This window comes from Pseudomonas fluorescens (genome assembly GCF_012974785.1).
Lineage (GTDB): Bacteria > Pseudomonadota > Gammaproteobacteria > Pseudomonadales > Pseudomonadaceae > Aquipseudomonas > Aquipseudomonas fluorescens_BT.
On the sequence record NZ_CP027561.1, the window covers coordinates 1,016,319 to 1,038,184 of the forward strand.

Sequence of the window (21,866 nt, forward strand, 5' to 3'; positions counted from 1 at the left end):
GGAGCTTTTGAATGATCTCTACCTTGCGACGTGGCCTGTTGGTGTTGCTCGCGACACTGCCATTGCTGGCGAACGCTGCGCCCGGGCAGTCGGCGCACGATCTGGTTCAGGACACTACCAACCGGATGCTCGCCGATCTGTCGGCCAATAAAGAGAAGTACAAGCAGGATCCGCAGGATTTCTACACCGCGCTGAACAACATCGTGGGTCCGGTGGTGGATGCCGAAGGCATTTCCAAAAGCATCATGACGGTCAAGTATTCGCGCAAGGCCACGCCGGCGCAGATGCAGACCTTCCAGGAAAACTTCAAGCGTGGCCTGTTCCAGTTCTATGGCAACGCCTTGCTGGAATACAACAACCAGGGCATCACCGTCGATGCGCCGAAGGATGAGTCGGGCGATCGCACCAGCGTCGGCATGACCGTCAAGGGCAACAACGGCGCGATCTATCCGGTTCAGTACACGCTGGAGAAGATCAACGGCGAGTGGAAGCTGCGTAACGTGATCATCAACGGCATCAACATCGGCAAGCTGTTCCGTGACCAGTTCGCCGACGCGATGCAGCGCAACGGCAACGACCTGGACAAGACCATCAACGGCTGGGCCGGCGAAGTGGCCAAGGCCAAGCAGACCGCCGAGAAACAAGAGAAGCCAGCCCAATGACCGAGTCGGCCGTTCGTCTGGACGAAGCCAGTGTGCTGCAGCTCACTGGCGTGCTGGATTACCGCACCGGGCCCGGTCTTCGGGAGCAGGGGCGGGCGCTGATCAAGTCGTGCAATGCTCCGGCATTGGTCATCGACTGCTCGGCGGTGGAGAAGTCCAGCAGTGTCGGTCTGTCGTTGCTGCTGTGCTTCATTCGCGACGCGAAAGCTGCCGGCAAGGCCGTCAGTATCCGCGAGATGCCGGAAGACATGCGCGAAATCGCTCAGGTCAGCGAGCTGACCGAGCTGTTGGCGCAACCCTGAACCCGCATCTACAGGGAAGCCCCCCGTCAGAGTCCTGCGCAGCGGGGTTCGCAGGCGCGGGGCTTTTTTGTATGATGTCCGACCCGTGCGCACAGGGCGCCGATTGAGGTTGAGCATGCAGGCCGTAGAAGTGAAGAGCTTCCTTGAAGGAAAGCTGCCAGGAACGCTGGTGGAAGTTGAAGGCGAAGGCTGCAACTTTCAGCTGAACGTGATTAGTGATGAACTGGCGGTGTTGAGCCCGGTCAAGCGTCAGCAAAGCATCTATGCCCATTTGAACCCATGGATCGCCGATGGCAGCATCCACGCGGTCACTATGAAATTTTTCAGCAGCGCGGCCTGGGCCGAGCGCACCTGAGCCCTAGGGCGTCGAGATTCTTATGGATAAATTGATTATTACCGGTGGCGCTCGTCTTGATGGCGAGATCCGCATCTCCGGGGCGAAGAACTCCGCCCTGCCGATCCTGGCCGCCACTCTGCTGTGCGATGGCCCGGTGACTGTTGGCAACCTGCCGCACCTGCACGACATCACCACCATGATCGAGCTGTTCGGTCGCATGGGCATCGAGCCTGTGATCGACGAAAAGCTCAGCGTCGAAATCGACCCACGCACCATCAAGACCCTGATCGCCCCGTACGAGCTGGTGAAAACCATGCGTGCCTCGATCCTGGTGCTGGGCCCGATGGTCGCGCGCTTCGGTGAAGCCGAAGTCGCCCTGCCTGGCGGTTGCGCCATCGGCTCGCGTCCGGTCGACCTGCACATCCGCGGCCTGGAGGCCATGGGTGCGATCATCGACGTCGAAGGCGGCTACATCAAGGCCAAGGCGCCTGAAGGTGGCCTGCGCGGTGCGCACTTCTTCTTCGATACCGTCAGCGTGACCGGTACCGAAAACATCATGATGGCCGCTGCTCTGGCCAAGGGTCGCAGCGTGCTGCAAAACGCCGCCCGCGAACCTGAAGTGGTCGACCTGGCGAACTTCCTGAACGCCATGGGTGCCAAGGTATCCGGCGCCGGCACCGACACCATCACCATCGATGGCGTCGAGCGTCTGGGTTCGGCCTTCTACAAGGTCATGCCTGACCGTATCGAAACCGGCACCTACCTGGTGGCCGCCGCGGTCACCGGCGGTCGTGTGAAGGTCAAGGACACCGATCCGACCATCCTCGAAGCCGTTCTGGAAAAGCTCCGTGAAGCCGGTGCAGAAATCACTACCGGTGAAGACTGGATCGAGCTGAACATGCACGGCAAGCGCCCGAAAGCGGTCAATGTGCGCACCGCCCCGTACCCGGCGTTCCCCACCGACATGCAGGCGCAGTTCATCTCGCTCAACGCCATTGCCGAAGGCACCGGTGCCGTGATCGAGACGATCTTCGAAAACCGTTTCATGCACGTGTACGAACTGCACCGCATGGGCGCCAAGATCCAGGTCGAAGGCAACACGGCCATCGTGACCGGCACTGAAATCCTCAAGGGCGCGCCAGTGATGGCAACCGACCTGCGGGCTTCTGCCAGCCTGGTAATCTCGGCCCTGATGGCCGAAGGCGATACCCTGATCGACCGCATCTACCACATCGACCGTGGTTACGAGTGCATCGAGGAAAAACTGCAGATGCTGGGCGCCAAGATCCGTCGCGTTCCGGGCTAGTCGCTGCATCGGGACACAGGGAAGTGTCCGTTGAATTCGTTTTGATCGGGGGTGGTGACGCCCTCGAAGTATGTTCGGCGCCGATTGCGACCGGGCATGAGTACCTTGATAAGGACTGACGTTTCCCATGTTGACCATCGCACTGTCCAAGGGCCGCATCCTTGACGACACCCTGCCGCTTCTCGCCGAAGCGGGCATCGTGCCGACCGAGAATCCGGACAAGAGCCGCAAGCTGATCATCCCCACGACCCAGGAAGACGTACGCCTGTTGATCGTGCGTGCCACCGACGTGCCGACTTATGTCGAGCATGGCGCGGCCGACCTCGGCGTTGCCGGTAAAGATGTGTTGATGGAATACAGCGGTCAGGGCCTGTACGAGCCGCTGGATCTGCAGATCGCCCAGTGCAAGCTAATGACCGCCGGCAAGGTCGGCGCGGTCGAGCCCAAGGGTCGCCTGCGCGTGGCCACCAAGTTCGTCAACGTTGCCAAGCGTTACTACGCCGAGCAGGGTCGTCAGGTCGACATCATCAAGCTCTATGGCTCGATGGAACTGGCGCCGCTGATCGGTCTGGCCGACAAGATCATCGACGTGGTCGACACCGGCAACACCCTGCGTGCCAATGGCCTGGAACCTCAGGAACTGATCGCCACGATCAGCTCGCGTCTGGTGGTCAATAAAGCTTCGATGAAAATGCAACACGCCCGAATCCAGGCGTTGATCGACACCCTGCGCAAGGCAGTGGAGTCTCGACACCGCGGCTGATGTACCTGCGCGACCTTGAGTCGCGCCCGTCTATCCGCCTCATAGCCAGAATCTCAGGTGCCCAAGCGGAAACGACTGCTAAGTTAGGGCGCCTGAGTTTTTGCCATTCCTATGAGGCTCTCGCTATGACCGCACCGACTGCAATTCGCCGACTCAACGCTGCTGACCCGGATTTCGCGCATCATCTGGATCATCTGCTGAGCTGGGAAAGTGTGTCTGACGACTCGGTCAATCAGCGGGTGCTGGACATCATCAAGGCTGTGCGCGAGCGCGGTGACGCGGCGCTGGTCGAGTTCACCCAGAAATTCGACGGCCTCGAAGTCGCCTCCATGGCAGACCTGATCCTGCCGCGCGAGCGTCTGGAACTGGCCCTGACCCGCATCACCGTGCCGCAACGCGAAGCGCTGGAAAAAGCCGCCGCCCGGGTGCGCAGCTACCACGAAAAACAGAAGCAGGATTCCTGGAGCTACACCGAAGCCGACGGCACGGTGCTGGGCCAGAAAGTCACGCCGCTGGATCGCGCCGGCCTGTACGTGCCGGGCGGCAAGGCGTCGTACCCGTCGTCGGTACTGATGAACGCGATTCCGGCCAAGGTTGCCGGCGTGACCGAAGTGGTGATGGTGGTGCCGACGCCGCGTGGCGAGGTCAACGAACTGGTGCTGGCGGCGGCGTGCATCGCCGGCGTCGACCGGGTGTTCACCATCGGTGGCGCCCAGGCCGTTGCCGCGTTGGCTTATGGCACTGAAAGCGTGCCGCAGGTGGACAAGGTCGTCGGCCCGGGCAACATCTATGTCGCCACGGCCAAGCGTCACGTGTTCGGTCAGGTCGGCATCGATATGATCGCCGGCCCGTCGGAAATCCTCGTGGTGTGCGACGGCCAGACCGATCCGGACTGGATCGCCATGGACCTGTTCTCCCAGGCCGAGCACGACGAAGACGCCCAGGCGATCCTGGTCAGCCCGGACGCCGGGTTCCTCGACAAGGTCGCCGCGAGCATCGACAAGCTGCTGCCGACCATGGATCGCGCCACCATCATTGAAACCTCGATCAATGGTCGCGGTGCCTTGATCCACGTGCGTGACATGGCCCAGGCCATCGAAGTCGCCAACCGCATTGCCCCGGAACACCTGGAGCTGTCGGTCGCCGACCCGCAGGCCTGGCTGCCGCAGATCCGCCACGCCGGCGCGATCTTCATGGGCCGTCACACCTCCGAAGCGCTGGGTGACTACTGCGCCGGACCGAACCACGTATTGCCGACCTCCGGCACCGCGCGTTTCTCTTCGCCGCTGGGTGTGTATGACTTCCAGAAACGCTCGTCGATCATCTTCTGCTCCGAGGCCGGTGCTTCGGAACTTGGCAAGACCGCATCGATCCTGGCCCGTGGCGAATCGCTGAGCGCCCACGCTCGCAGCGCCGAGTACCGCATCAAAGACGAAGTGAAGGGGAACTGAACATGAGTAAATTCTGGAGCCCGTTCGTCAAGGATCTGGTGCCTTATGTACCGGGCGAGCAGCCGAAGCTGACCCGTCTGGTCAAACTCAACACCAACGAAAACCCGTACGGCCCGTCGCCAAAAGCCCTGGCGGCGATGCAGGCCGAACTCAACGACAACCTGCGTCTGTACCCGGATCCGAACAGCGACCTGCTGAAAAACGCCGTCGCCAACTACTACGGCGTGCAGAGCAATCAGGTGTTCCTCGGCAACGGTTCGGACGAAGTGCTGGCGCACATCTTCCACGGCCTGCTGCAACACGATCGGCCGGTGCTGTTCCCGGACATCAGCTACAGCTTCTATCCGGTTTACTGCGGTCTCTACGGCATCAAATTCGACGCGGTGCCGCTGGACGCGCAGTTCCGGATCAATCCGGCGGACTACGCCAAGCCGAACGGCGGGATCATCTTCCCCAACCCGAACGCACCGACCGGTTGCCTGTTGGCGCTGGAAGCGGTCGAGCAGATTCTCAAGGCCAGCCCGGATTCGGTGGTGGTGGTCGATGAGGCCTACATCGACTTCGGCGGTGAAACCGCGATCAGCCTGGTGGACCGTTATCCGAACCTGCTGGTGACCCAGACCCTGTCCAAATCCCGTTCGCTGGCGGGCCTGCGGGTGGGGCTGGCGGTCGGCCATCCGGACCTGATCGAGGCACTGGAGCGGATCAAGAACAGTTTCAACTCCTACCCGATCGATCGCATGGCGAATGTCGGTGCGGCGGCAGCATTCGAGGATCGCGAATACTTCGACAAGACCTGCGCATTGGTCATCGAGAGTCGTGAGTGGGTGGTTGCGCAGTTGCAGGCCAAGGGCTTTGAAGTGCTGCCGTCAGCGGCGAATTTCATCTTCGCCCGGCATCCGCAGCATGATGCGGCAGGGCTGGCGGCGAAACTGCGTGAGCAGGGCGTGATCGTGCGCCACTTCAAACAGGAACGGATTGCCCAGTTCCTGCGGATCTCGATCGGTACGCCGGAGCAGAATCAGGCGTTGATTGAGGGACTTGGCGATTTGTGATTGTTGAATGAGCACAGTTCCCGGTTTATCACCGGGAACTGTTGTTCGATGTTGCTCATCAACCCTGTGCCGGATTGGAGTAACTAAGTTCTTTTTCTGGCCTTGAATGTTATTTCGGCCACCGACCTGTCGGCGAAAATCATGTGGATTGTCGCCTCAATGCCTGCGTACCCTGTTGTGAATTTCCCAGTAACTGTGCCTGTGTCTGGATAGTGCATGACACTGTCATAGTTTAATGCCCACTGAAAATGGTGTTCAGTAACGCCTCGTTCGTAGGACTGTTGAAAGTTGTGATATGGGCCTTCTAGCAGCGATACAACAAAGGTGTCGTGCTGTGTTCCGCCCTTAGACTTCGAGGTGCTAACCGGCTTCAAGTAACTTGCAGTAATCAAGCCTGATGTAAAAAATACGATTGTTGATGTGAGAGTGACCCCTCTCCATTTGATTGTTACATCACCATCATCGAAGTCTGGTTGAGGCTCGAAGTTATAAATTTTCTGAGTCGTCATGGTTTTTCCTTGCAGAAACCAGGTTTGATCGACAACTCGGTTTCTGATGTCGTGGCTGAGGGAGATCAACATTAATCTACAGACAGACTGAACTCACCTGTCATATCTGACAGGTGAGGTAGATTCATTGGTTTGGAGAGTTATCGCGAACACAAGTAAATGGGCATTCAGACATGTTGCATGTCTGGGGGAGGGAGCGGGGCGACCGCCTCCGCTCTTACAGTCAGTTGTGGCGACGCTTACTCTTCTTTTTCCTGAACCGGCGCCGGCGGCGGACGCAGACCGATCTCGGCGGTCAGCTTCAACTCCTTGCCGTTGCGCATCACCTGAATCGTGACCTTGTCAGTCGGCTTGATCCGCGCCACCTGGTTCATGGATTTGCGGCCATCACCGGCCGGTTCGCCGTCGATGCTGAGGATCACGTCACCCAGTTGCAGGCCGGCCTTCTGTGCCGGGCCGTCGCGGAAAATCCCCGCCACCACGATCCCCGGACGCCCGGACAGACCAAACGACTCCGCCAGCTCCTGAGTCAGCGGTTGTACTTCGATGCCCAGCCAGCCGCGAATGACCTGACCGTGCTCGATGATCGACTTCATCACTTCCATCGCCAGCTTCACCGGGATCGCGAAGCCGATGCCTTGCGAGCCGCCGGACTTGGAGAAGATCGCGGTGTTGATGCCGGTGAGATTGCCGTTGGCGTCGACCAGCGCGCCGCCGGAGTTGCCCGGGTTGATCGCCGCGTCGGTCTGGATGAAGTCTTCATAGTTGTTCAGGCCCAGCTGGTTGCGGCCGGTAGCGCTGATGATGCCCATGGTCACGGTCTGGCCGACGCCGAACGGGTTGCCGATGGCCAGTGCGACGTCGCCGATGCGGATGTTGTCAGAGCGCCCGACGGTGATCGCCGGTAGGTTTTTCAGGTCGATCTTCAGCACCGCCAGGTCGGTTTCCGGGTCGCTGCCGATCACGCGGGCCAGGGTTTCACGGCCATCCTTGAGTGCCACAACGATCTGGTCGGCACCGGTGGTGACGTGGTTGTTGGTCAGGATGTAGCCTTCGGGGCTCATGATCACGCCGGAACCGAGGCTCGACTCCATGCGTTTCTGCTTCGGCGAGTTGTCCCCGAAGAAGCGGCGGAACTGCGGGTCCTCGAACAGCGGATGGCTCGGTTTGTTGATGACTTTGGTGGTGTAGAGATTGACCACCGATGGCGCGGCGATGACCACCGCGTCGGCATAGGACACTGGCCCCTGCTGTGTGCTGGTGGTCTGCGGGGCCTGTTGCAGGTTGACGTCGAGGCTCGGAAGCCCGACCCACTGCGGGTAACGCTGAATTATCAACAGAGCGATAAGCACACCGGCCAACAGCGGCCAGCCGAAAAAACGCAGCGCCTTGAGCATTAAGCACGTCCTGGAAAAGTTGCAGGCGGGGTCAGACCGCCCATAATGTCGCGCATTATACGAGGCCGCGCGCGCCTCTGAACGGGATTTTCAGGAGTCTTTCATGGCCGTTGCCCTCAGCACCCTGGTCGAAGAAGCCGACCGCTACCTCGGCAGTGCAAAAATTGCCGATTATTGCCCCAACGGCCTGCAGGTCGAGGGCCGTCCGCAGGTGATGCGCATCGTCAGCGGCGTCACCGCCAGCCAGGCATTGCTCGATGCCGCCGTCGAAGCCGAGGCGGATCTGGTGCTGGTGCATCACGGCTATTTCTGGAAGGGCGAGAACCCGTGCATCACCGGCATGAAGCAGCGGCGCCTGAAGACCCTGCTCAAACACGACATCAGTCTGCTGGCCTATCACCTGCCGCTGGATCTGCACCCGGACGTCGGCAACAACGTGCAACTTGCCCGCCAGCTCGACATCACCGTCGAGGGGCCGCTGGATCCGGACAATCTGAAGATCGTCGGCCTGGTCGGTTCGCTGGACGAGCCGGTGACCGCCCGGGATTTCGCCCGCCGGGTACAGGAGCGCATGGGCCGTGAACCCCTTCTGGTCGAAGGCAGCGCGATGATACGTCGGGTCGGCTGGTGTACCGGCGGCGGGCAGGGCTACATCGACAATGCCATCGCGGCCGGCGTCGATCTGTTTCTCAGTGGTGAAGCTTCCGAGCAGACTTTCCACAGCGCCCGGGAAAACGGCATCAGCTTCATTGCCGCCGGCCACCATGCCACGGAGCGTTACGGCGTGCAGGCGCTGGGCGATTATCTGGCGAAGCGATTCGCGCTCGAACATATCTTCATCGACTGCCCCAACCCGATCTGAGTCGGCCCGGGTTCCTTGGGGGAGCGGCCAAACGCACGAGCATATTCATATGCTCTTTCGTTCTAGTTCGCGCCCTGATTAGAAGAGGGACGCTGTGCTAGGATTCCCCGCTCGAACACGGCCCGCTGGCCGTTCATAAGAAAGCTTTCGTGAGTAGCCATGGTCGACAAACTGACGCATCTGAAACAGCTGGAGGCGGAAAGCATCCACATCATCCGCGAGGTGGCCGCCGAGTTTGACAACCCGGTGATGCTGTACTCCATCGGTAAAGACTCCGCCGTGATGCTGCATCTGGCACGCAAGGCGTTCTTCCCGGGCAAACTGCCGTTTCCGGTGATGCACGTCGACACCCGCTGGAAATTCCAGGAGATGTACAAGTTCCGCGACAAGATGGTCGAAGAGCTGGGCCTGGACCTGATCACCCATGTCAACCCGGATGGCGTTGCGCAGGGCATCAACCCGTTCACCCACGGCAGCGCCAAACACACCGACATCATGAAGACCGAGGGCCTGAAGCAGGCACTCGACAAGTATGGTTTCGACGCCGCGTTCGGCGGTGCCCGTCGCGATGAAGAGAAGTCCCGCGCCAAGGAGCGCGTCTACTCGTTCCGCGACAGCAAGCACCGCTGGGATCCGAAGAACCAGCGTCCGGAGCTGTGGAACGTCTACAACGGCAAGGTCAACAAGGGCGAATCCATCCGCGTGTTCCCGCTGTCGAACTGGACCGAGCTGGACATCTGGCAGTACATCTACCTCGAAGGCATCCCGATCGTACCGCTGTACTTCGCCGCCGAACGCGAAGTGATCGAGAAGAACGGCACGCTGATCATGATCGACGACGAGCGCATCCTCGAGCACCTGTCCGACGAGGACAAGGCGCGCATCGTCAAAAAGAAAGTGCGTTTCCGTACCCTTGGCTGCTACCCGTTGACGGGCGCGGTGGAGTCCGAGGCCGAAAGCCTGACGGACATCATTCAGGAAATGCTCCTGACGCGAACTTCCGAGCGCCAGGGCCGTGTCATCGACCACGATGGCGCAGGCTCGATGGAAGACAAGAAACGTCAAGGCTATTTCTAAGGGGCTGTCATGTCGCACGCATCTGATTTGATCAGCGAGGACATCCTCGCCTACCTGGGCCAGCACGAACGTAAAGAGCTGCTGCGCTTTTTGACCTGCGGTAACGTCGACGACGGCAAGAGCACCCTGATCGGGCGCCTGCTGCACGACTCGAAGATGATCTACGAAGATCACCTCGAAGCGATTACCCGTGACTCGAAGAAAGTCGGCACCACCGGCGACGACATCGACCTGGCGTTGCTGGTCGACGGCCTGCAGGCCGAGCGTGAGCAGGGCATCACCATTGATGTCGCCTACCGCTATTTCTCCACCGCCAAGCGCAAATTCATCATCGCCGACACCCCAGGCCATGAGCAGTACACCCGCAACATGGCCACCGGTGCGTCCACCTGTGACCTGGCGATCATTCTGGTCGACGCCCGCTACGGCGTGCAGACCCAGACCCGTCGCCACAGCTTCATCGCCTCGTTGCTGGGCATCAAGCACATCGTTGTCGCCATCAACAAGATGGACCTCAAAGGCTTCGACCAGGGCGTTTTCGAGTCGATCAAGGCCGACTACCTGAAGTTCGCCGAAGGCTTGAAGATGAAGCCGACCAGCATGCACTTCGTGCCGATGTCCGCTCTCAAGGGCGACAACGTGGTGAACAAGTCCGAGCGCTCGCCGTGGTACACCGGCCAGTCGCTGATGGAAATCCTCGAGACCGTGGAAGTGGCGGGCGACCGCAACTTCACCGATCTGCGTTTCCCGGTGCAGTACGTCAACCGCCCGAACCTGAACTTCCGTGGTTTCGCCGGCACCCTGGCCAGCGGCATCGTGCACAAGGGTGACGAAGTCGTGGTCTTGCCGTCGGGCAAGAGCAGCCGCGTGAAATCCATCGTTACCTTCGAAGGTGAGCTGGAGCATGCAGGCCCGGGTCAGGCCGTGACACTGACCATGGAAGACGAAATCGACATCTCCCGTGGCGACCTGCTGGTGCATGCCGACAACGTGCCACCGGTCACCGACAGCTTCGAAGCGATGCTGGTGTGGATGGCTGAAGAGCCGATGCTGCCGGGCAAGAAGTACGACATCAAACGTGCCACCAGTTACGTGCCGGGCTCCATCGCCAGCATCGTCAACAAGGTCGACGTCAACACCCTCGAAGAAGGCCCGGCGAGTGCGTTGCAGCTCAACGAAATCGGCAAGGTCAAGATCGCGCTCGACGCACCGATCGCCCTCGACGGTTACGACAGCAACCGCACCACTGGCGCGTTCATCGTCATCGACCGTTTGACCAACGGCACCGTCGGCGCCGGCATGATCGTCGCCCAGCCGGTGACCCATGGCGCTGCCACGCACCACGGCAAACTGGCCCATGTAGCCACCGAAGAACGCGCCCAGCGTTTCGGCCAGCAGCCGGCCACCGTGCTGTTCAGCGGTCTGTCGGGCGCGGGCAAGAGCACGTTGGCCTATGCGGTCGAGCGCAAACTGTTCGACATGGGCCGTGCGGTGTTCGTGCTGGATGGTCAAAATCTGCGTCATGACCTGAACAAAGGCTTGCCACAGGATCGCGCAGGTCGCACCGAAAACTGGAGCCGTGCGGCGCACGTTGCCCGTCAGTTCAACGAAGCCGGTCTGCTGACGCTGGCAGCATTCGTGGCGCCGAGTGCGGAAGGTCGCGAGAAGGCCAGGGATCTGATCGGCAAGGAACGTCTGCTGACGGTCTACGTCCAGGCTTCGCCGGCCGTGTGTGCCGAACGTGATCCGCAGGGGCTGTATGCTGCCGGTGGCGACAACATCCCGGGCGAATCCTTCCCGTATGACGTGCCGCTGGATGCTGATCTGGTGATCGACACCCAATCGTTGTCGCTGGATGAAAGCGTCAAGCAAGTGCTGGATCTGCTGCGCAAGCGTGCCGCGATTTAAGCGTTCGCTGAGAATGAAAAAGCCCGCCGGTGAGTGATTATCGGCGGGCTTTTTATTTCGGGCCAATTCGGTCGATTGTGGGAGCTAGCCTGCTAGCGATGACGGCCTTTGGGCCGATCAGGCTCTTGGAGTTTTGGGTGAATATCCGTTTCTGCGGGTGTTGCCGCTGGCGGTTCCGCTCTTACAGCGGCTCACTTTTCCAAACGCCGAAAAGTAAGCAAAAGGCTTGGCCCCTGCGTTCGGCACCTCGCTTTGGCTCGGTGTTCCTTCGTTCCGGGATTCATCCGGGGGCATCGCCTACGGTTTGCTTCGCTGCACCTCCTCTCGATGCATGCGGCTGCGCCGCACGGTCGCTGCGCTCCCTCCCCCGGATGAATCCCTCCACTCAGCCGGCCGAAGGGGCCGGCACGTCAAAAGCGGTACTCGAGCTAACGCTCATTGTGGTGAGTGGTGGGAAGCTAAAAGCTAAAAGCGAACTGTTTTCCTGTGGGAGCCAGCCTGCTGGCGATGGCGGCCTGACAGGCGATCAATTTCTTTCAGGTGTTCCCACAGGGGGATCAGCGTCGGTTGGGATATTCGCGGTGCATCTGTGCAAGCAACGCATCCTTGTCCTGCCACAGCTGATTGATCCAGCCCTGGAATTGCAGGCGGTATTCGCCGTCCTGGTCGTAGTTCTTGCCGATGAACTGTGGCGGGATATTCAATTCTTCAAAATGCACAACCACGTCCCGCACGTTGCCGCACAGAAGATCCCAGAAACCTGGACGTCCACCCGGATAGTGGATGGTCACGTTGACGATCGACTCCAGTTGTTCACCCATGGCATCGAGCACGAACGCAATGCCGCCTGCCTTGGGTTTGAGCAGGTATTTGAACGGTGATTGCTGCTGCGCGTGCTTGCCTTCGGTGAAGCGTGTGCCTTCGACAAAGTTGAAGATGCCTACCGGGTTGTCGCGGAATTTCGCACAGGTCTTGCGGGTGGTTTCCAGGTCTTTGCCTTTCTTTTCCGGGTGTTTTGCCAGATAGGCTTTTGAATAGCGCTTCATGAACGGAAAGCCCAGCGTCCACCACGCCAGACCGATCACCGGCACCCAGATCAGTTCCTGCTTGAGAAAGAACTTCAGCGGCTGGATGCGCCGGTTGAGCACGTATTGCAACACCAGAATGTCGACCCAGCTTTGATGGTTACTGGTGATCAGGTACGAGTGCTGGTAGTCCAGGCCTTGCAGGCCGCTGAGGTGCCAGCGGGTGCGGCGCACCAGGTTCATCCAGCCTTTGTTGTTGCTGATCCAGGCTTCGTGGGTGTGGCTCATCAGCCAGCGCGAAGCGCGGCGTGCGAGGTCGAACGGCAGCACTTTGATCAGTGCCACGAGGAACAGGAACGAGCACAGCAGGATCGTGTTCAGCGCCAACAGCAGCGCGGCGATCACGCCGCGCAGGGGGGCAGGGAGAAAAGCCAGCATCGGGTCAGATATCCAGAGGTCGGTTGGCAGCCTGAATCGCGGTCAGGGCAATGGTGTAGACGATGTCGTCGACCTGCGCGCCGCGCGGCAGATCGTTCACCGGTTTGCGCAGGCCTTGCAGCATCGGGCCGAGGCTGACGCAATCGGCGCTGCGTTGCACGGCTTTGTGGGTGGTGTTGCCGGTGTTCAGGTCGGGGAATACGAACACCGTGGCGCGACCGGCCACCTGGCTGTTCGGTGCCAGTTGCCGGGCCACGGTTTCGTTGGCGGCGGCGTCGTACTGCAACGGCCCGTCGATCAGCAGCGAGTGCTGTTGTTCGTGGGCGAGCAGGGTGGCTTCGCGGACTTTCTCGACTTCCTCGCCGGTGGCCGATTCGCCGCTGGAATAGCTGATCATTGCCACACGCGGGGTGATGCCGAACGCGGCGGCCGAGTCGGCGCTTTGCAGGGCGATCTCGGCCAGTTCGGCGGCGCTCGGGTGCGGGTTCATCACGCAGTCGCCGTAGACCAGCACTTCCTCCGGGAAGAGCATGAAGAACACCGACGACACCAGCGTGCAGCCCGGCGCGGTCTTGATCAGTTGAAGCGCCGGGCGGATGGTATTGGCGGTGGTGTTGATGATGCCGGAGACCAGTCCGTCGACCTCATCCAGCGCCAGCATCATGGTGCCGATCACCACGGTGTCTTCCAGTTGCTGCTCGGCCATCGGCGCATTGAGGCTTTTGCTCTTGCGCAAGGCGACCATCGGCTCGACGTAGCGCTCGCGGATCAGATCCGGATCGAGAATTTCCAGCCCCGGCGGCAGCACGATGCCCTGGGCCCGGGCGACGGCTTCGACGTCTGCCGGTTTGGCCAACAGCACGCAACGGGCAATCCCGCGTTCCTGACAGATCGCCGCCGCTTGCACGGTGAACGGCTCGCTGCCTTCGGGCAGGACGATGCGTTTGTTGGCGGCCTGCGCGCGTTGAATCAATTGATAGCGGAACACGGCTGGCGACAGGCGCATTTCTCGCGGCGTACCGCAGCGCTGATGCAGCCAGTTGGCATCCAGATGACTGGCGACGAAATCGGTGATGATTTCCGCCCGCTCGCGGTCATCGACGGGGATTTCCTTGTTCAGGCCGTTGAGCAGGTTGGCGGTGTCGTAGGAGCCGGTGCTCACCGACAGCACCGGCAGACCGGCCTGCAACGCGCCACGGCACAAGTCCATGATGCGCGGATCCGGCAGGGTATCGCTGGTCAGCAGCAGGCCGGCCAGCGGCACGCCGTTGATGGCCGCGAGGCTGACCGCGAGGATGATGTCGTCGCGATCGCCGGGGGTCACCACCAGCACGCCGGGCTTGAGCAGGTCCACGGTGTTGCGCATGGTGCGTGCGCAAATGATGGTCTTGGTCATGCGCCGGGTTTCGTAGTCGCCGGCGTTGAGCACCTGGGCGCCCATCAGGTCGGCGACGTCGCGGGTGCGCGGAGCGTTAAGTTCCGGCTGGAACGGGATGCAGCCGAGCAGACGGAAATCCCCCGTGCGCAGCAACGGCGAATGCTCTTTCAGACGCGCGGCGAAGGCGTCCATGCTCTCGTCGGTCTTGACCTTGTTGAGGATCACGCCGAGGACTTTCGGGTCTTTCGGCCCACCGAACAGTTGCGCCTGCAACTCGACGCGGCCGGACAGTTCGGTGAGCACTTCGTTTTCCGGCGCCGAGACCAGAATCACTTCGGCGTCCAGGCTCTTGGCCAGGTGCAGGTTGACCCGCGCGGCATAGCTGGCGCTGCGGGTCGGCACCATACCTTCGACGACCAGTACGTCCTTGCCGACGGCAGCCTGTTGGTAGAGAGCGATGATTTCTTCGAGCAACTCGTCGAGTTGTCCGTCGCCAAGCATCCGCTCGACATGGGCCAGGCCCAGTGGCTGCGGCGGTTTCAGGCCATGGGTGCGGGCCACCAGTTCGGTGGAGCGCTCGGGGCCGGTGTCGCCTGGATGGGGCTGGGCAATCGGTTTGAAGAAGCCGACTTTCAGCCCGGCCCGTTCCAGCGTACGCACCAGCCCGAGGCTGATGGAGGTCAGACCCACACCAAAATCGGTGGGCGCGATAAAAAAAGTTTGCATGCGGATTCTCTAAGGGTGCATGGCAAGGGCGTGGGCCTATGGCTGGCCTTCCACCGGTTTTTCAGGCGTCAAGGTTAGCGCTAACCGAGCCTTGAGCGCACCAACCGCAAGCAAAGGGTTGGCCTATTTTTTCAATACGTTGCGTTGCGTCCAGCACCCATGCCCGCGACTGCCAGGGTGGTTGGTGGCGCAGATGCTGGGTGTGGCCGCAGGAGAGCTCGGCCACCCAGTGACCGTCCTCGTCCTGATGGAAGCCTGTAATCGTCGAGTCCCGTTTGTCAGGGTTGTGGTCGCTTTCGAGCGATTGCTTCGCTAAACTTGGCCTTTCTATATTCTTATGCAAAAGGTCTCGCCCCATGCTGATCGCCGCCAATAAGGCTGTCTCCATCGACTATACCCTGACCAACGACGCTGGTGAGGTCATCGACAGCTCCGCCGGCGGCGCTCCGCTGGTTTACCTGCATGGCGCAGGCAACATCATCCCGGGCCTTGAAAAAGCCCTGGAAGGCAAGGAAGTCGGCAACGATCTGGAAGTTTCCGTCGAGCCGGAAGATGCCTACGGCGAGTACTCGGCCGAACTGGTCAGCACCCTGAGCCGCAGCATGTTCGAAGGTGTCGACGAACTGGAAGTCGGCATGCAGTTCCACGCGTCGGCGCCGGACGGTCAGATGCAGATCGTCACCATCCGTGATCTGGACGGCGACGACGTCACCGTCGACGGCAACCACCCTTTGGCCGGTCAGCGCCTGAACTTCAAAGTGAAGGTCGTTGCCATCCGTGACGCCAGCCAGGAAGAAGTCGCTCATGGTCACGTCCATGGCGAAGGTGGCCATCACCACTGATTTTCTGCGCTAAGCTCAGAGAACTGGAGAGGCGCCCGAGGGCGCCTTTTTAGTCCGCGGCTGTCCTTGGTGGTCTCGCCAAGTGGCTGTTTCGAGTAGAACACGGGAATCTGGAGTTCGTCATGAGTGCTTTTCACGACCTTAAGTTGACAGCCCTGGATGGTCAGGAGCTACCGCTGGCACCCTTCAAGGGCCAAGTCGTGCTGGTGGTCAACGTCGCCTCCAAATGCGGCTTGACCCCACAGTACGCGGCGCTGGAAAACCTCTATCAGCAATACAAGGGCAAAGGTTTCAGTGTGCTGGGCCTGCCGTGCAACCAGTTTGCCGGTCAGGAACCGGGCAGCGAGCAGGAGATTCAGGAATTCTGCAGCCTCAACTATGGCGTGAGTTTTCCGTTGTCGAAAAAGCTCGAAGTCAACGGTCACGATCGCCATCAGCTGTACCGGCTGCTGGCGGGCGAGGGGGCCGAATTTCCCGGTGACATCACCTGGAATTTCGAGAAATTCCTGCTCGGCAAGGACGGTCGCGTGCTGGCGCGCTTCTCGCCGCGCACGGCGCCGGATGATCCTTCGGTGATCACGGCGATCGAAAAAGCCCTGAGCTGAAACACAAAAATCGCAGCCCTCGAGCTGCGATTTTTTTCGCCTGCCTTTTGACCCTTAATCATTCAGATCAATAGTGCTATCGATGGGTTGAAACTCCGCATATTATCGTCGTCATATGAATCGCATGCCCGTCGATCAATTTTTCGTGGAGCCTCCCATGCCCGTGCAAGCCCTGTTCAAACCGTTCCAGCTCGGTGCCCTCGAACTGCCGACCCGCGTGGTCATGGCGCCGATGACCCGTTCGTTCTCTCCGGGCGGCGTACCCAATTCCAAAGTGATCGAGTACTACCGTCGTCGCGCGGCAGCGGGCGTCGGCCTGATCATCACCGAGGGCACCACCGTTGGCCATCAAGCCTCCAATGGTTACCCGAATGTGCCGCAGTTTTTCGGTGAAGCGGCACTGGCCGGCTGGAAGAAAGTCGTCGACGCGGTGCATGCCGAAGGCGGCAAGATCGTTCCGCAGCTGTGGCACGTCGGCAATGTGCGCCGTCTGGGCACCGAGCCGGACGCGAGCGTGCCGGGTTACGGCCCGTCGAAAAAACTCAAGGACGGTCAGGTCGTGGTGCACGGCATGACGAAGCAGGATATTCAGGACGTGATCGCAGCCTTCGCCCAGGCTGCCAAAGATGCCAAGAGCATCGGCATGGACGGCGTGGAAATCCACGGCGCCCACGGTTACCTGATCGACCAGTTCTTCTGGGAAGGCAGCAACCAGCGCACCGACGAATACGGCGGCAGCCTGGCCAACCGTTCGCGTTTTGCCATCGAGCTGATTCAGGCTGTACGCGCAGCTGTTGGCGAAGGTTTCCCGATCATCTTCCGCTTCTCCCAGTGGAAGCAGCAGGACTACACCGCACGTCTGGTGCAGACCCCGGAGGCGTTGGGCGAGTTTCTCCAGCCATTGTCCGACGCCGGTGTGGATATTTTCCACTGCTCGACGCGCCGTTTCTGGGAGCCGGAATTCGATGGTTCCGAACTGAACCTGGCCGGCTGGACCCGCAAACTGACCGGTAAACCGACCATCACCGTTGGCAGCGTCGGCCTCGATGGCGAGTTCCTGCAGTTCATGGTCAACACCGACAAGGTGGCACAACCGGCCAGTCTGGAAAAACTGCTGGAGCGTCTGAACAACGATGAGTTCGATCTGGTGGCAGTGGGGCGTGCGCTGCTGGTGGATCCGGACTGGGCGCAGAAAGTGCGCGAAGGCCGCGAGCAGGACATTCTGCCATTCAGCCGTGAGGCGTTGATGACGCTGGTTTGATCGCAGTGGGGGGCTTGTCGCGCAGGTCGCGGCAAGCTCCCTGCAGATGGTTTTCAAACTGCTCGATGATCGCCGCCCAGCCTTGGCGACTGGCATGCTGGCGGGCGTTCAACCTGACGCAACGCAAGGTTTCATCCTCTTCAAGCAGCCACTGCGCTGCATCGCAAAACGCTTCTTCATCCCCCGGCATCGCCAGCACGCCGTTGTAGCCATGGCGGATATGTTGTGCCGCCGCTGCCTGATCGTAGGCCACCACGCCAAGGCCTGAAGCCAGTGCCTCCAGCACGACGTTGCCGAAGGTTTCGGTCATGCTCGGAAACAGGAACAGATCACCGGACGCATAGTGCGCCGCCAATGCTTCGCCGCGTTGCGAGCCGCAGAAAATCGCGTTGGGCAATTCCTTTTCCAGGGCTGCGCGCTGCGGTCCGTCACCGACGATGATCAGTTTCAGATTACGTTGCGGGTACGCGCCGGCGAGTTTGTCGAAGCAACGTTTGAGCAGGGCAAGATTTTTTTCGGGGGCAAGGCGTCCGACATGAATCACCGCAATGTCCTGCTCGTTCAGTCCCCATTGCTCGCGCAAAGCGTTCAGCCGTTTGGTCGGGTGAAACAACTGGCTGTCGACCCCTCGGGACAGCAGTGCCAGACGATCGAAATGCCGCCGCTCCAGCTCCAGGCGCTGGCTGACGCTCGGCACCAGGGTCAGGGCCGAACGATTGTGAAACCAGCGCAGATAGTGGGTCAGCAAACGCGTCAGCAAGCCGAGGCCGTACTGGTTGGTGTACTGCTGAAAATTGGTGTGGAAGCCGCTGACCACGGCAATACCCAGGCGGCGTGCGGCTCGCAGTGCAGACAACCCGAGGGGGCCTTCGGTGGCGATGTAGAGCACGTCCGGGCGTTGGCGAGTCCAGCGTCGCAGCAACTTGTGCATCGACGACTGACCCCACTGCAATCCCGGATAGCCCGGCAACGGCCAGCCCCGGCACAACAGCAGCGCATCGTCTTCACTGCGCTGCGGATCGTCACCTTGACGCGGCCGCACCAGTTCCACCCGATGCCCGCGTGCGCGCAAACCGTCGCACAAGCGGCCAAGGGTATTGGCCACCCCGTTGATTTCCGGTGGGAAGGTTTCGCTGATCAGGGTGATATGTAGAGCTGTCGTCATGGCCTCAGTGTCGGCTGAGGCCATGTCGCGCTTGTGACGTTCGGATGATGGATTTGTGACGCGGACTCAGCGTTGCGTCACAAGATTTTCGGCCCCGCGTTCGCGCACCCAGAACAACGTCGCTCCGGCCACGGCGGCAGGCATCATCAGGATGTTGACCACCGGAATCAGCAGCGCCAGGTAGACGATCCCGCCGAAGCTCATGCTCTGCCAGCGCTTCTGGCGCAGCCAGGCGAGCATCTCATTCCAGCCCAGTTTGTGGTTGTCGGCCGGGTAGTCGATGTACTGGATCGCCATCATCCATACGCCGAACAGCAGCCACAGCGGCGCGGCGATAATGTTCACCATCGGGATGAACGACAGGATGAACAGGCCGATCGCCCGGGGCAGGAAGTAACCGAGCTTGCGCATTTCCCGGGCCAGGGTGCGCGGGATCATGGCGATCAGTTCGCCCCAGCTGAAGGCCGGGAAGTCGTCGGTGCCGCGCACCACCACTTCAACCTTTTCCGCGAGGAAGCCGTTGAACGGCGCCGCGATGACGTTGGCCAGCAGGGTGAAGGTGAAGAACACCATCAACGCCACCAGCACCACGAACAGCGGCCACAGGATGTAGCTCAGAAAGCTCAGCCAGTCGGGGAGCGATGGCATCAGGGAGTCGACCCACAGGCTGAACTGGTGTCCGGCGAAATAGATCAATCCGACGAACAGCACCAGGTTGATGGCCAGCGGCAGCAGCACGAACAGGCGCAGGCCCGGGCTCAAGACCAGTTTGAGGCCTTCGCGCAGGTATTGCGGGCCGGACAGAACAGGGGCGGGCATAAGGTGCTCCGAGCAAGGGAAAACGCGCCGACCTTACCGACTTTGCACAACCTGTGAAAGCGCAGCAGCGGGATCGACATTCACTGTAACAAAGACGTCCATCTCGTCAGTGTGTCGGCATAGAGACCACCTATGAGCTGGATTGTTAAACCGTATTTCCTTAATCTTGCCCCCCTCGATACGCTGCACCCAACTTTTTACAGGACTGTCGAGCTCACGCCTTCCCCAAGGTTATCCACAGTCCTTTTTTATTCCCGCCGGCAGTCCGGCGTCCGGCCAGGTGTCTTGGCCGGTCAACAGGAGCAGGTTCATGTCTGAAGTCCGTCATTCGCGAGTGATCATCCTCGGTTCCGGCCCTGCCGGTTACAGCGCTGCTGTCTACGCTGCCCGTGCCAACCTCAAGCCGCTGCTGATCACCGGCATGCAGGCCGGCGGTCAACTGACCACCACCACCGAAGTCGACAACTGGCCGGGCGACGTCCACGGTCTGACCGGTCCGGTGCTGATGGAGCGCATGCGCGAGCACGCCGAGCGTTTTGAAACCGAGATCGTCTTCGATCACATCAACGCCGTGGACTTCGCTTCCAAGCCATACAGCCTGACCGGCGACAGCGGCACCTACACCTGCGACGCGCTGATCATCGCCACTGGCGCCAGCGCTCGTTACCTGGGCCTGCCGTCGGAAGAAGCGTTCATGGGCAAAGGCGTTTCGGCCTGCGCGACCTGCGACGGTTTCTTCTATCGCAACAAGCCGGTAGCTGTAGTCGGTGGCGGTAACACCGCTGTCGAAGAAGCCCTGTACCTGGCCAACATCGCCAGCAAGGTCACCCTGATCCACCGTCGCGAAACCTTCCGCGCCGAGAAGATCCTGATCGACAAGCTCAACGCCCGTGTGGCCGAAGGCAAGATCGAGCTGAAACTGAACGCGACCCTGGACGAAGTGCTGGGCGACAACATGGGCGTGACCGGTGCGCGTCTGAAGAACAACGACGGCAGCTTCGACGAAATCAAGGTCGACGGCGTGTTCATCGCCATCGGCCATACCCCGAACACCTCGCTGTTCGAAGGTCAGTTGGAGCTGAAGGACGGCTACCTCGTCGTTCAGGGCGGCCGTGAAGGCAACGCCACCGCGACCAGCGTCGAAGGCATCTTCGCTGCCGGTGACGTGGCCGACCACGTTTACCGTCAGGCCATCACCTCGGCCGGCGCCGGCTGCATGGCGGCACTGGACACCGAGCGTTACCTGGACGGTTTGCAGAACGCTTCGTTCTAAGAACGCAGGCATGAAAAAACCGGCCAATTGGCCGGTTTTTTCATGCCTGCGATTCGCTCTAAATCAGCGGCGGGTCAGCGGCTGCGCGGTGAATTTCACGCCTGCCAGACCGTGGGCGATCAAGGCGCGGATATTGCCGTGATCGCTGCCTTCAGGCGTTGCCACGACCGAGCGGTAGTGTTCGCCGAACGCCAGCAGCGCTTCCTCATCGCTCAGGCCTTCCAACAGCGCCAGACCCAGGGTCTTGCACGAGCCTTCGTTCTGCCCGGCCGCGTTTTCCACACCGCCGTTGTTGAACGCCTGAGGCTGGTAGTCGTAACCGGCGGCGATGAAGGACAGGGTGTCGGCAAAAACGTGTTCGCCGCTCTTGAGGCTGGTGCGCAGGGTGTTCAGATCACTCATTGGGTTTTCCTTTGGCGAACGCCGCTTGTTGTTCGGCGCTGGCTTCTTGCTGATATTGGGCTTTCCACTCGGCGTACGGCATGCCGTAAACCACTTCGCGAGCTTCGTCGAGGCTGACCTCGATCTGGCGCTCGTCGGCGGCAGCCTTGTACCACTTGGACAGGCAGTTGCGACAGAACCCGGAAAGGTTCATCAGGTCGATGTTCTGCACGTCCTTGCGGCTGTCCAGGTGGGCGACCAGCCGGCGGAAGGCGGCGGCTTCGAGTTCGAGGCGTTGTTGCTCGGTCATGATGGGCTCTGTGC

General features: G+C 60.7%; 23 protein-coding genes. 14 read left to right on the plus strand and 9 right to left on the minus strand.

Features of this window, described 5'->3' with window-relative positions:
• Positions 1 to 11 precede the first annotated feature (11 nt).
• From C6Y56_RS04410 to hisC, 7 genes are all read left to right on the plus strand, one after another.
• Positions 12 to 662 carry an MlaC/ttg2D family ABC transporter substrate-binding protein gene (locus C6Y56_RS04410; RefSeq protein WP_169428877.1) on the plus strand — a complete coding sequence of 217 codons (651 nt, stop codon included), beginning with the start codon at positions 12 to 14 and terminating at the stop codon, positions 660 to 662.
• Positions 659 to 964 carry an STAS domain-containing protein gene (locus C6Y56_RS04415; RefSeq protein ID WP_169428878.1) on the plus strand — a complete coding sequence of 102 codons (306 nt, stop codon included), beginning with the start codon at positions 659 to 661 and terminating at the stop codon, positions 962 to 964. Before C6Y56_RS04410 ends, C6Y56_RS04415 begins: the two co-directional genes overlap by 4 nt.
• 115 nt (positions 965 to 1,079) lie before the next feature.
• Positions 1,080 to 1,319 carry a BolA family protein gene (locus C6Y56_RS04420; RefSeq protein WP_169428879.1) on the plus strand — a complete coding sequence of 80 codons (240 nt, stop codon included), beginning with the start codon at positions 1,080 to 1,082 and terminating at the stop codon, positions 1,317 to 1,319.
• A 22-nt stretch (positions 1,320 to 1,341) separates the two neighbouring features.
• Entirely contained in the window at positions 1,342 to 2,607 is a 1,266-nt protein-coding gene (gene murA / locus C6Y56_RS04425) for a UDP-N-acetylglucosamine 1-carboxyvinyltransferase (protein ID WP_169428880.1), read from the plus strand.
• 127 nt (positions 2,608 to 2,734) lie between these two features.
• Entirely contained in the window at positions 2,735 to 3,370 is a 636-nt protein-coding gene (hisG, locus tag C6Y56_RS04430) for an ATP phosphoribosyltransferase (RefSeq protein ID WP_085746934.1), read from the plus strand.
• Between the two features lie 125 nt (positions 3,371 to 3,495).
• Positions 3,496 to 4,821, plus strand: coding sequence for a histidinol dehydrogenase (gene hisD / locus C6Y56_RS04435; RefSeq protein ID WP_169428881.1), 1,326 nt, complete (start codon positions 3,496 to 3,498; stop codon positions 4,819 to 4,821).
• 2 nt (positions 4,822 to 4,823) lie between these two features.
• On the plus strand, positions 4,824 to 5,876 hold the full coding sequence (gene hisC / locus C6Y56_RS04440) for a histidinol-phosphate transaminase (protein ID WP_169428882.1): 1,053 nt from the start codon (positions 4,824 to 4,826) through the stop codon (positions 5,874 to 5,876).
• Positions 5,877 to 5,959: 83 nt separating this feature from the next.
• Here hisC and C6Y56_RS04445 read toward each other — a convergent pair whose 3' ends face one another.
• Positions 5,960 to 6,385 carry a hypothetical protein gene (locus tag C6Y56_RS04445; protein WP_169428883.1) on the minus strand — a complete coding sequence of 142 codons (426 nt, stop codon included), beginning with the start codon at positions 6,383 to 6,385 and terminating at the stop codon, positions 5,960 to 5,962.
• A 239-nt stretch (positions 6,386 to 6,624) separates the two neighbouring features.
• The gene (algW, locus tag C6Y56_RS04450; protein ID WP_169428884.1) at positions 6,625 to 7,782 is read right to left on the minus strand and encodes a Do family serine endopeptidase AlgW; all 1,158 of its coding nucleotides are present in this window, start codon (positions 7,780 to 7,782) and stop codon (positions 6,625 to 6,627) included.
• 103 nt (positions 7,783 to 7,885) lie between these two features.
• Here algW and C6Y56_RS04455 point away from each other — a divergent pair, with 103 nt between their 5' ends.
• The 3 genes from C6Y56_RS04455 (at position 7,886) to cysN (ending at position 11,629) form a co-directional block, all read left to right on the plus strand.
• Positions 7,886 to 8,644, plus strand: a complete 759-nt coding sequence (locus C6Y56_RS04455; RefSeq protein ID WP_169428885.1) for a Nif3-like dinuclear metal center hexameric protein — start codon at positions 7,886 to 7,888, stop codon at positions 8,642 to 8,644.
• A 159-nt stretch (positions 8,645 to 8,803) separates the two neighbouring features.
• Entirely contained in the window at positions 8,804 to 9,721 is a 918-nt protein-coding gene (gene cysD / locus C6Y56_RS04460) for a sulfate adenylyltransferase subunit CysD (RefSeq protein WP_119426713.1), read from the plus strand.
• A 9-nt stretch (positions 9,722 to 9,730) separates the two neighbouring features.
• On the plus strand, positions 9,731 to 11,629 hold the full coding sequence (gene cysN / locus C6Y56_RS04465; protein WP_169428886.1) for a sulfate adenylyltransferase subunit CysN: 1,899 nt from the start codon (positions 9,731 to 9,733) through the stop codon (positions 11,627 to 11,629).
• A 557-nt stretch (positions 11,630 to 12,186) separates the two neighbouring features.
• Here the strand turns inward: cysN and C6Y56_RS04470 are convergent.
• The 3 genes from C6Y56_RS04470 to C6Y56_RS04480 form a co-directional block, all read right to left on the minus strand.
• The gene (locus C6Y56_RS04470; RefSeq protein ID WP_169428887.1) at positions 12,187 to 13,092 is read right to left on the minus strand and encodes an acyltransferase; all 906 of its coding nucleotides are present in this window, start codon (positions 13,090 to 13,092) and stop codon (positions 12,187 to 12,189) included.
• A 4-nt stretch (positions 13,093 to 13,096) separates the two neighbouring features.
• Positions 13,097 to 15,196, minus strand: a complete 2,100-nt coding sequence (gene pta, locus C6Y56_RS04475; RefSeq protein ID WP_169428888.1) for a phosphate acetyltransferase — start codon at positions 15,194 to 15,196, stop codon at positions 13,097 to 13,099.
• Between the two features lie 61 nt (positions 15,197 to 15,257).
• Positions 15,258 to 15,584, minus strand: coding sequence for a DUF3565 domain-containing protein (locus tag C6Y56_RS04480; RefSeq protein ID WP_169428889.1), 327 nt, complete (start codon positions 15,582 to 15,584; stop codon positions 15,258 to 15,260).
• Here C6Y56_RS04480 and C6Y56_RS04485 point away from each other — a divergent pair.
• The 3 genes from C6Y56_RS04485 to C6Y56_RS04495 all read left to right on the plus strand — a co-directional run bounded on the left by C6Y56_RS04485 (position 15,553) and on the right by C6Y56_RS04495 (position 17,904).
• Positions 15,553 to 16,038: an FKBP-type peptidyl-prolyl cis-trans isomerase gene (locus C6Y56_RS04485; protein WP_169428890.1), complete on the plus strand. Its 486-nt coding sequence runs from the start codon at positions 15,553 to 15,555 to the stop codon at positions 16,036 to 16,038. The genes C6Y56_RS04480 and C6Y56_RS04485 overlap by 32 nt on opposite strands.
• A 122-nt stretch (positions 16,039 to 16,160) precedes the next feature.
• Positions 16,161 to 16,643: a glutathione peroxidase gene (locus tag C6Y56_RS04490; protein ID WP_007959082.1), complete on the plus strand. Its 483-nt coding sequence runs from the start codon at positions 16,161 to 16,163 to the stop codon at positions 16,641 to 16,643.
• Positions 16,644 to 16,800: 157 nt separating this feature from the next.
• Positions 16,801 to 17,904: an NADH:flavin oxidoreductase gene (locus C6Y56_RS04495; RefSeq protein ID WP_169428891.1), complete on the plus strand. Its 1,104-nt coding sequence runs from the start codon at positions 16,801 to 16,803 to the stop codon at positions 17,902 to 17,904.
• Here the strand turns inward: C6Y56_RS04495 and C6Y56_RS04500 are convergent.
• Positions 17,873 to 19,093, minus strand: coding sequence for a glycosyltransferase family 4 protein (locus tag C6Y56_RS04500; protein ID WP_169428892.1), 1,221 nt, complete (start codon positions 19,091 to 19,093; stop codon positions 17,873 to 17,875). The two genes, C6Y56_RS04495 and C6Y56_RS04500, sit on opposite strands and share 32 nt — an antisense overlap.
• Positions 19,094 to 19,135: 42 nt before the next feature.
• Positions 19,136 to 19,888, minus strand: coding sequence for a sulfate transporter CysZ (cysZ, locus tag C6Y56_RS04505; protein WP_169428893.1), 753 nt, complete (start codon positions 19,886 to 19,888; stop codon positions 19,136 to 19,138).
• A gap of 310 nt (positions 19,889 to 20,198) precedes the next feature.
• Here cysZ and trxB point away from each other — a divergent pair, with 310 nt between their 5' ends.
• Positions 20,199 to 21,161 (plus strand): thioredoxin-disulfide reductase, encoded by a 963-nt coding sequence (gene trxB / locus C6Y56_RS04510; RefSeq protein ID WP_039769336.1) that lies wholly within the window; start codon positions 20,199 to 20,201, stop codon positions 21,159 to 21,161.
• 63 nt (positions 21,162 to 21,224) lie between these two features.
• Here the strand turns inward: trxB and C6Y56_RS04515 are convergent, their stop codons facing one another.
• On the minus strand, positions 21,225 to 21,563 hold the full coding sequence (locus tag C6Y56_RS04515; protein ID WP_169428894.1) for a HopJ type III effector protein: 339 nt from the start codon (positions 21,561 to 21,563) through the stop codon (positions 21,225 to 21,227).
• Positions 21,556 to 21,852: a DUF1244 domain-containing protein gene (locus C6Y56_RS04520; protein ID WP_169428895.1), complete on the minus strand. Its 297-nt coding sequence runs from the start codon at positions 21,850 to 21,852 to the stop codon at positions 21,556 to 21,558. Before C6Y56_RS04520 ends, C6Y56_RS04515 begins: the two co-directional genes overlap by 8 nt.
• Positions 21,853 to 21,866 lie beyond the last annotated feature (14 nt).

Excerpts from the sequence above, each read along its gene's own strand:
- C6Y56_RS04410 (WP_169428877.1), top strand. The coding sequence starts at position 12 with ATGATCTCTACCTTGCGACGTGGCCTGTTGGTGTTGCTCGCGACACTG.
- C6Y56_RS04415 (WP_169428878.1), top strand. The coding sequence starts at position 659 with ATGACCGAGTCGGCCGTTCGTCTGGACGAAGCCAGTGTGCTGCAGCTC.
- C6Y56_RS04420 (WP_169428879.1), top strand. The coding sequence starts at position 1,080 with ATGCAGGCCGTAGAAGTGAAGAGCTTCCTTGAAGGAAAGCTGCCAGGA.
- murA (WP_169428880.1), top strand. The coding sequence starts at position 1,342 with ATGGATAAATTGATTATTACCGGTGGCGCTCGTCTTGATGGCGAGATC.
- hisG (WP_085746934.1), top strand. The coding sequence starts at position 2,735 with ATGTTGACCATCGCACTGTCCAAGGGCCGCATCCTTGACGACACCCTG.
- hisD (WP_169428881.1), top strand. The coding sequence starts at position 3,496 with ATGACCGCACCGACTGCAATTCGCCGACTCAACGCTGCTGACCCGGAT.
- hisC (WP_169428882.1), top strand. The coding sequence starts at position 4,824 with ATGAGTAAATTCTGGAGCCCGTTCGTCAAGGATCTGGTGCCTTATGTA.
- C6Y56_RS04445 (WP_169428883.1), bottom strand. The coding sequence starts at position 6,385 with ATGACGACTCAGAAAATTTATAACTTCGAGCCTCAACCAGACTTCGAT.
- algW (WP_169428884.1), bottom strand. The coding sequence starts at position 7,782 with ATGCTCAAGGCGCTGCGTTTTTTCGGCTGGCCGCTGTTGGCCGGTGTG.
- C6Y56_RS04455 (WP_169428885.1), top strand. The coding sequence starts at position 7,886 with ATGGCCGTTGCCCTCAGCACCCTGGTCGAAGAAGCCGACCGCTACCTC.
- cysD (WP_119426713.1), top strand. The coding sequence starts at position 8,804 with ATGGTCGACAAACTGACGCATCTGAAACAGCTGGAGGCGGAAAGCATC.
- cysN (WP_169428886.1), top strand. The coding sequence starts at position 9,731 with ATGTCGCACGCATCTGATTTGATCAGCGAGGACATCCTCGCCTACCTG.
- C6Y56_RS04470 (WP_169428887.1), bottom strand. The coding sequence starts at position 13,092 with ATGCTGGCTTTTCTCCCTGCCCCCCTGCGCGGCGTGATCGCCGCGCTG.
- pta (WP_169428888.1), bottom strand. The coding sequence starts at position 15,196 with ATGCAAACTTTTTTTATCGCGCCCACCGATTTTGGTGTGGGTCTGACC.
- C6Y56_RS04485 (WP_169428890.1), top strand. The coding sequence starts at position 15,553 with ATGCTGATCGCCGCCAATAAGGCTGTCTCCATCGACTATACCCTGACC.
- C6Y56_RS04480 (WP_169428889.1), bottom strand. The coding sequence starts at position 15,584 with ATGGAGACAGCCTTATTGGCGGCGATCAGCATGGGGCGAGACCTTTTG.
- C6Y56_RS04490 (WP_007959082.1), top strand. The coding sequence starts at position 16,161 with ATGAGTGCTTTTCACGACCTTAAGTTGACAGCCCTGGATGGTCAGGAG.
- C6Y56_RS04495 (WP_169428891.1), top strand. The coding sequence starts at position 16,801 with ATGCCCGTGCAAGCCCTGTTCAAACCGTTCCAGCTCGGTGCCCTCGAA.
- C6Y56_RS04500 (WP_169428892.1), bottom strand. The coding sequence starts at position 19,093 with ATGGCCTCAGCCGACACTGAGGCCATGACGACAGCTCTACATATCACC.
- cysZ (WP_169428893.1), bottom strand. The coding sequence starts at position 19,888 with ATGCCCGCCCCTGTTCTGTCCGGCCCGCAATACCTGCGCGAAGGCCTC.
- trxB (WP_039769336.1), top strand. The coding sequence starts at position 20,199 with ATGTCTGAAGTCCGTCATTCGCGAGTGATCATCCTCGGTTCCGGCCCT.
- C6Y56_RS04515 (WP_169428894.1), bottom strand. The coding sequence starts at position 21,563 with ATGAGTGATCTGAACACCCTGCGCACCAGCCTCAAGAGCGGCGAACAC.
- C6Y56_RS04520 (WP_169428895.1), bottom strand. The coding sequence starts at position 21,852 with ATGACCGAGCAACAACGCCTCGAACTCGAAGCCGCCGCCTTCCGCCGG.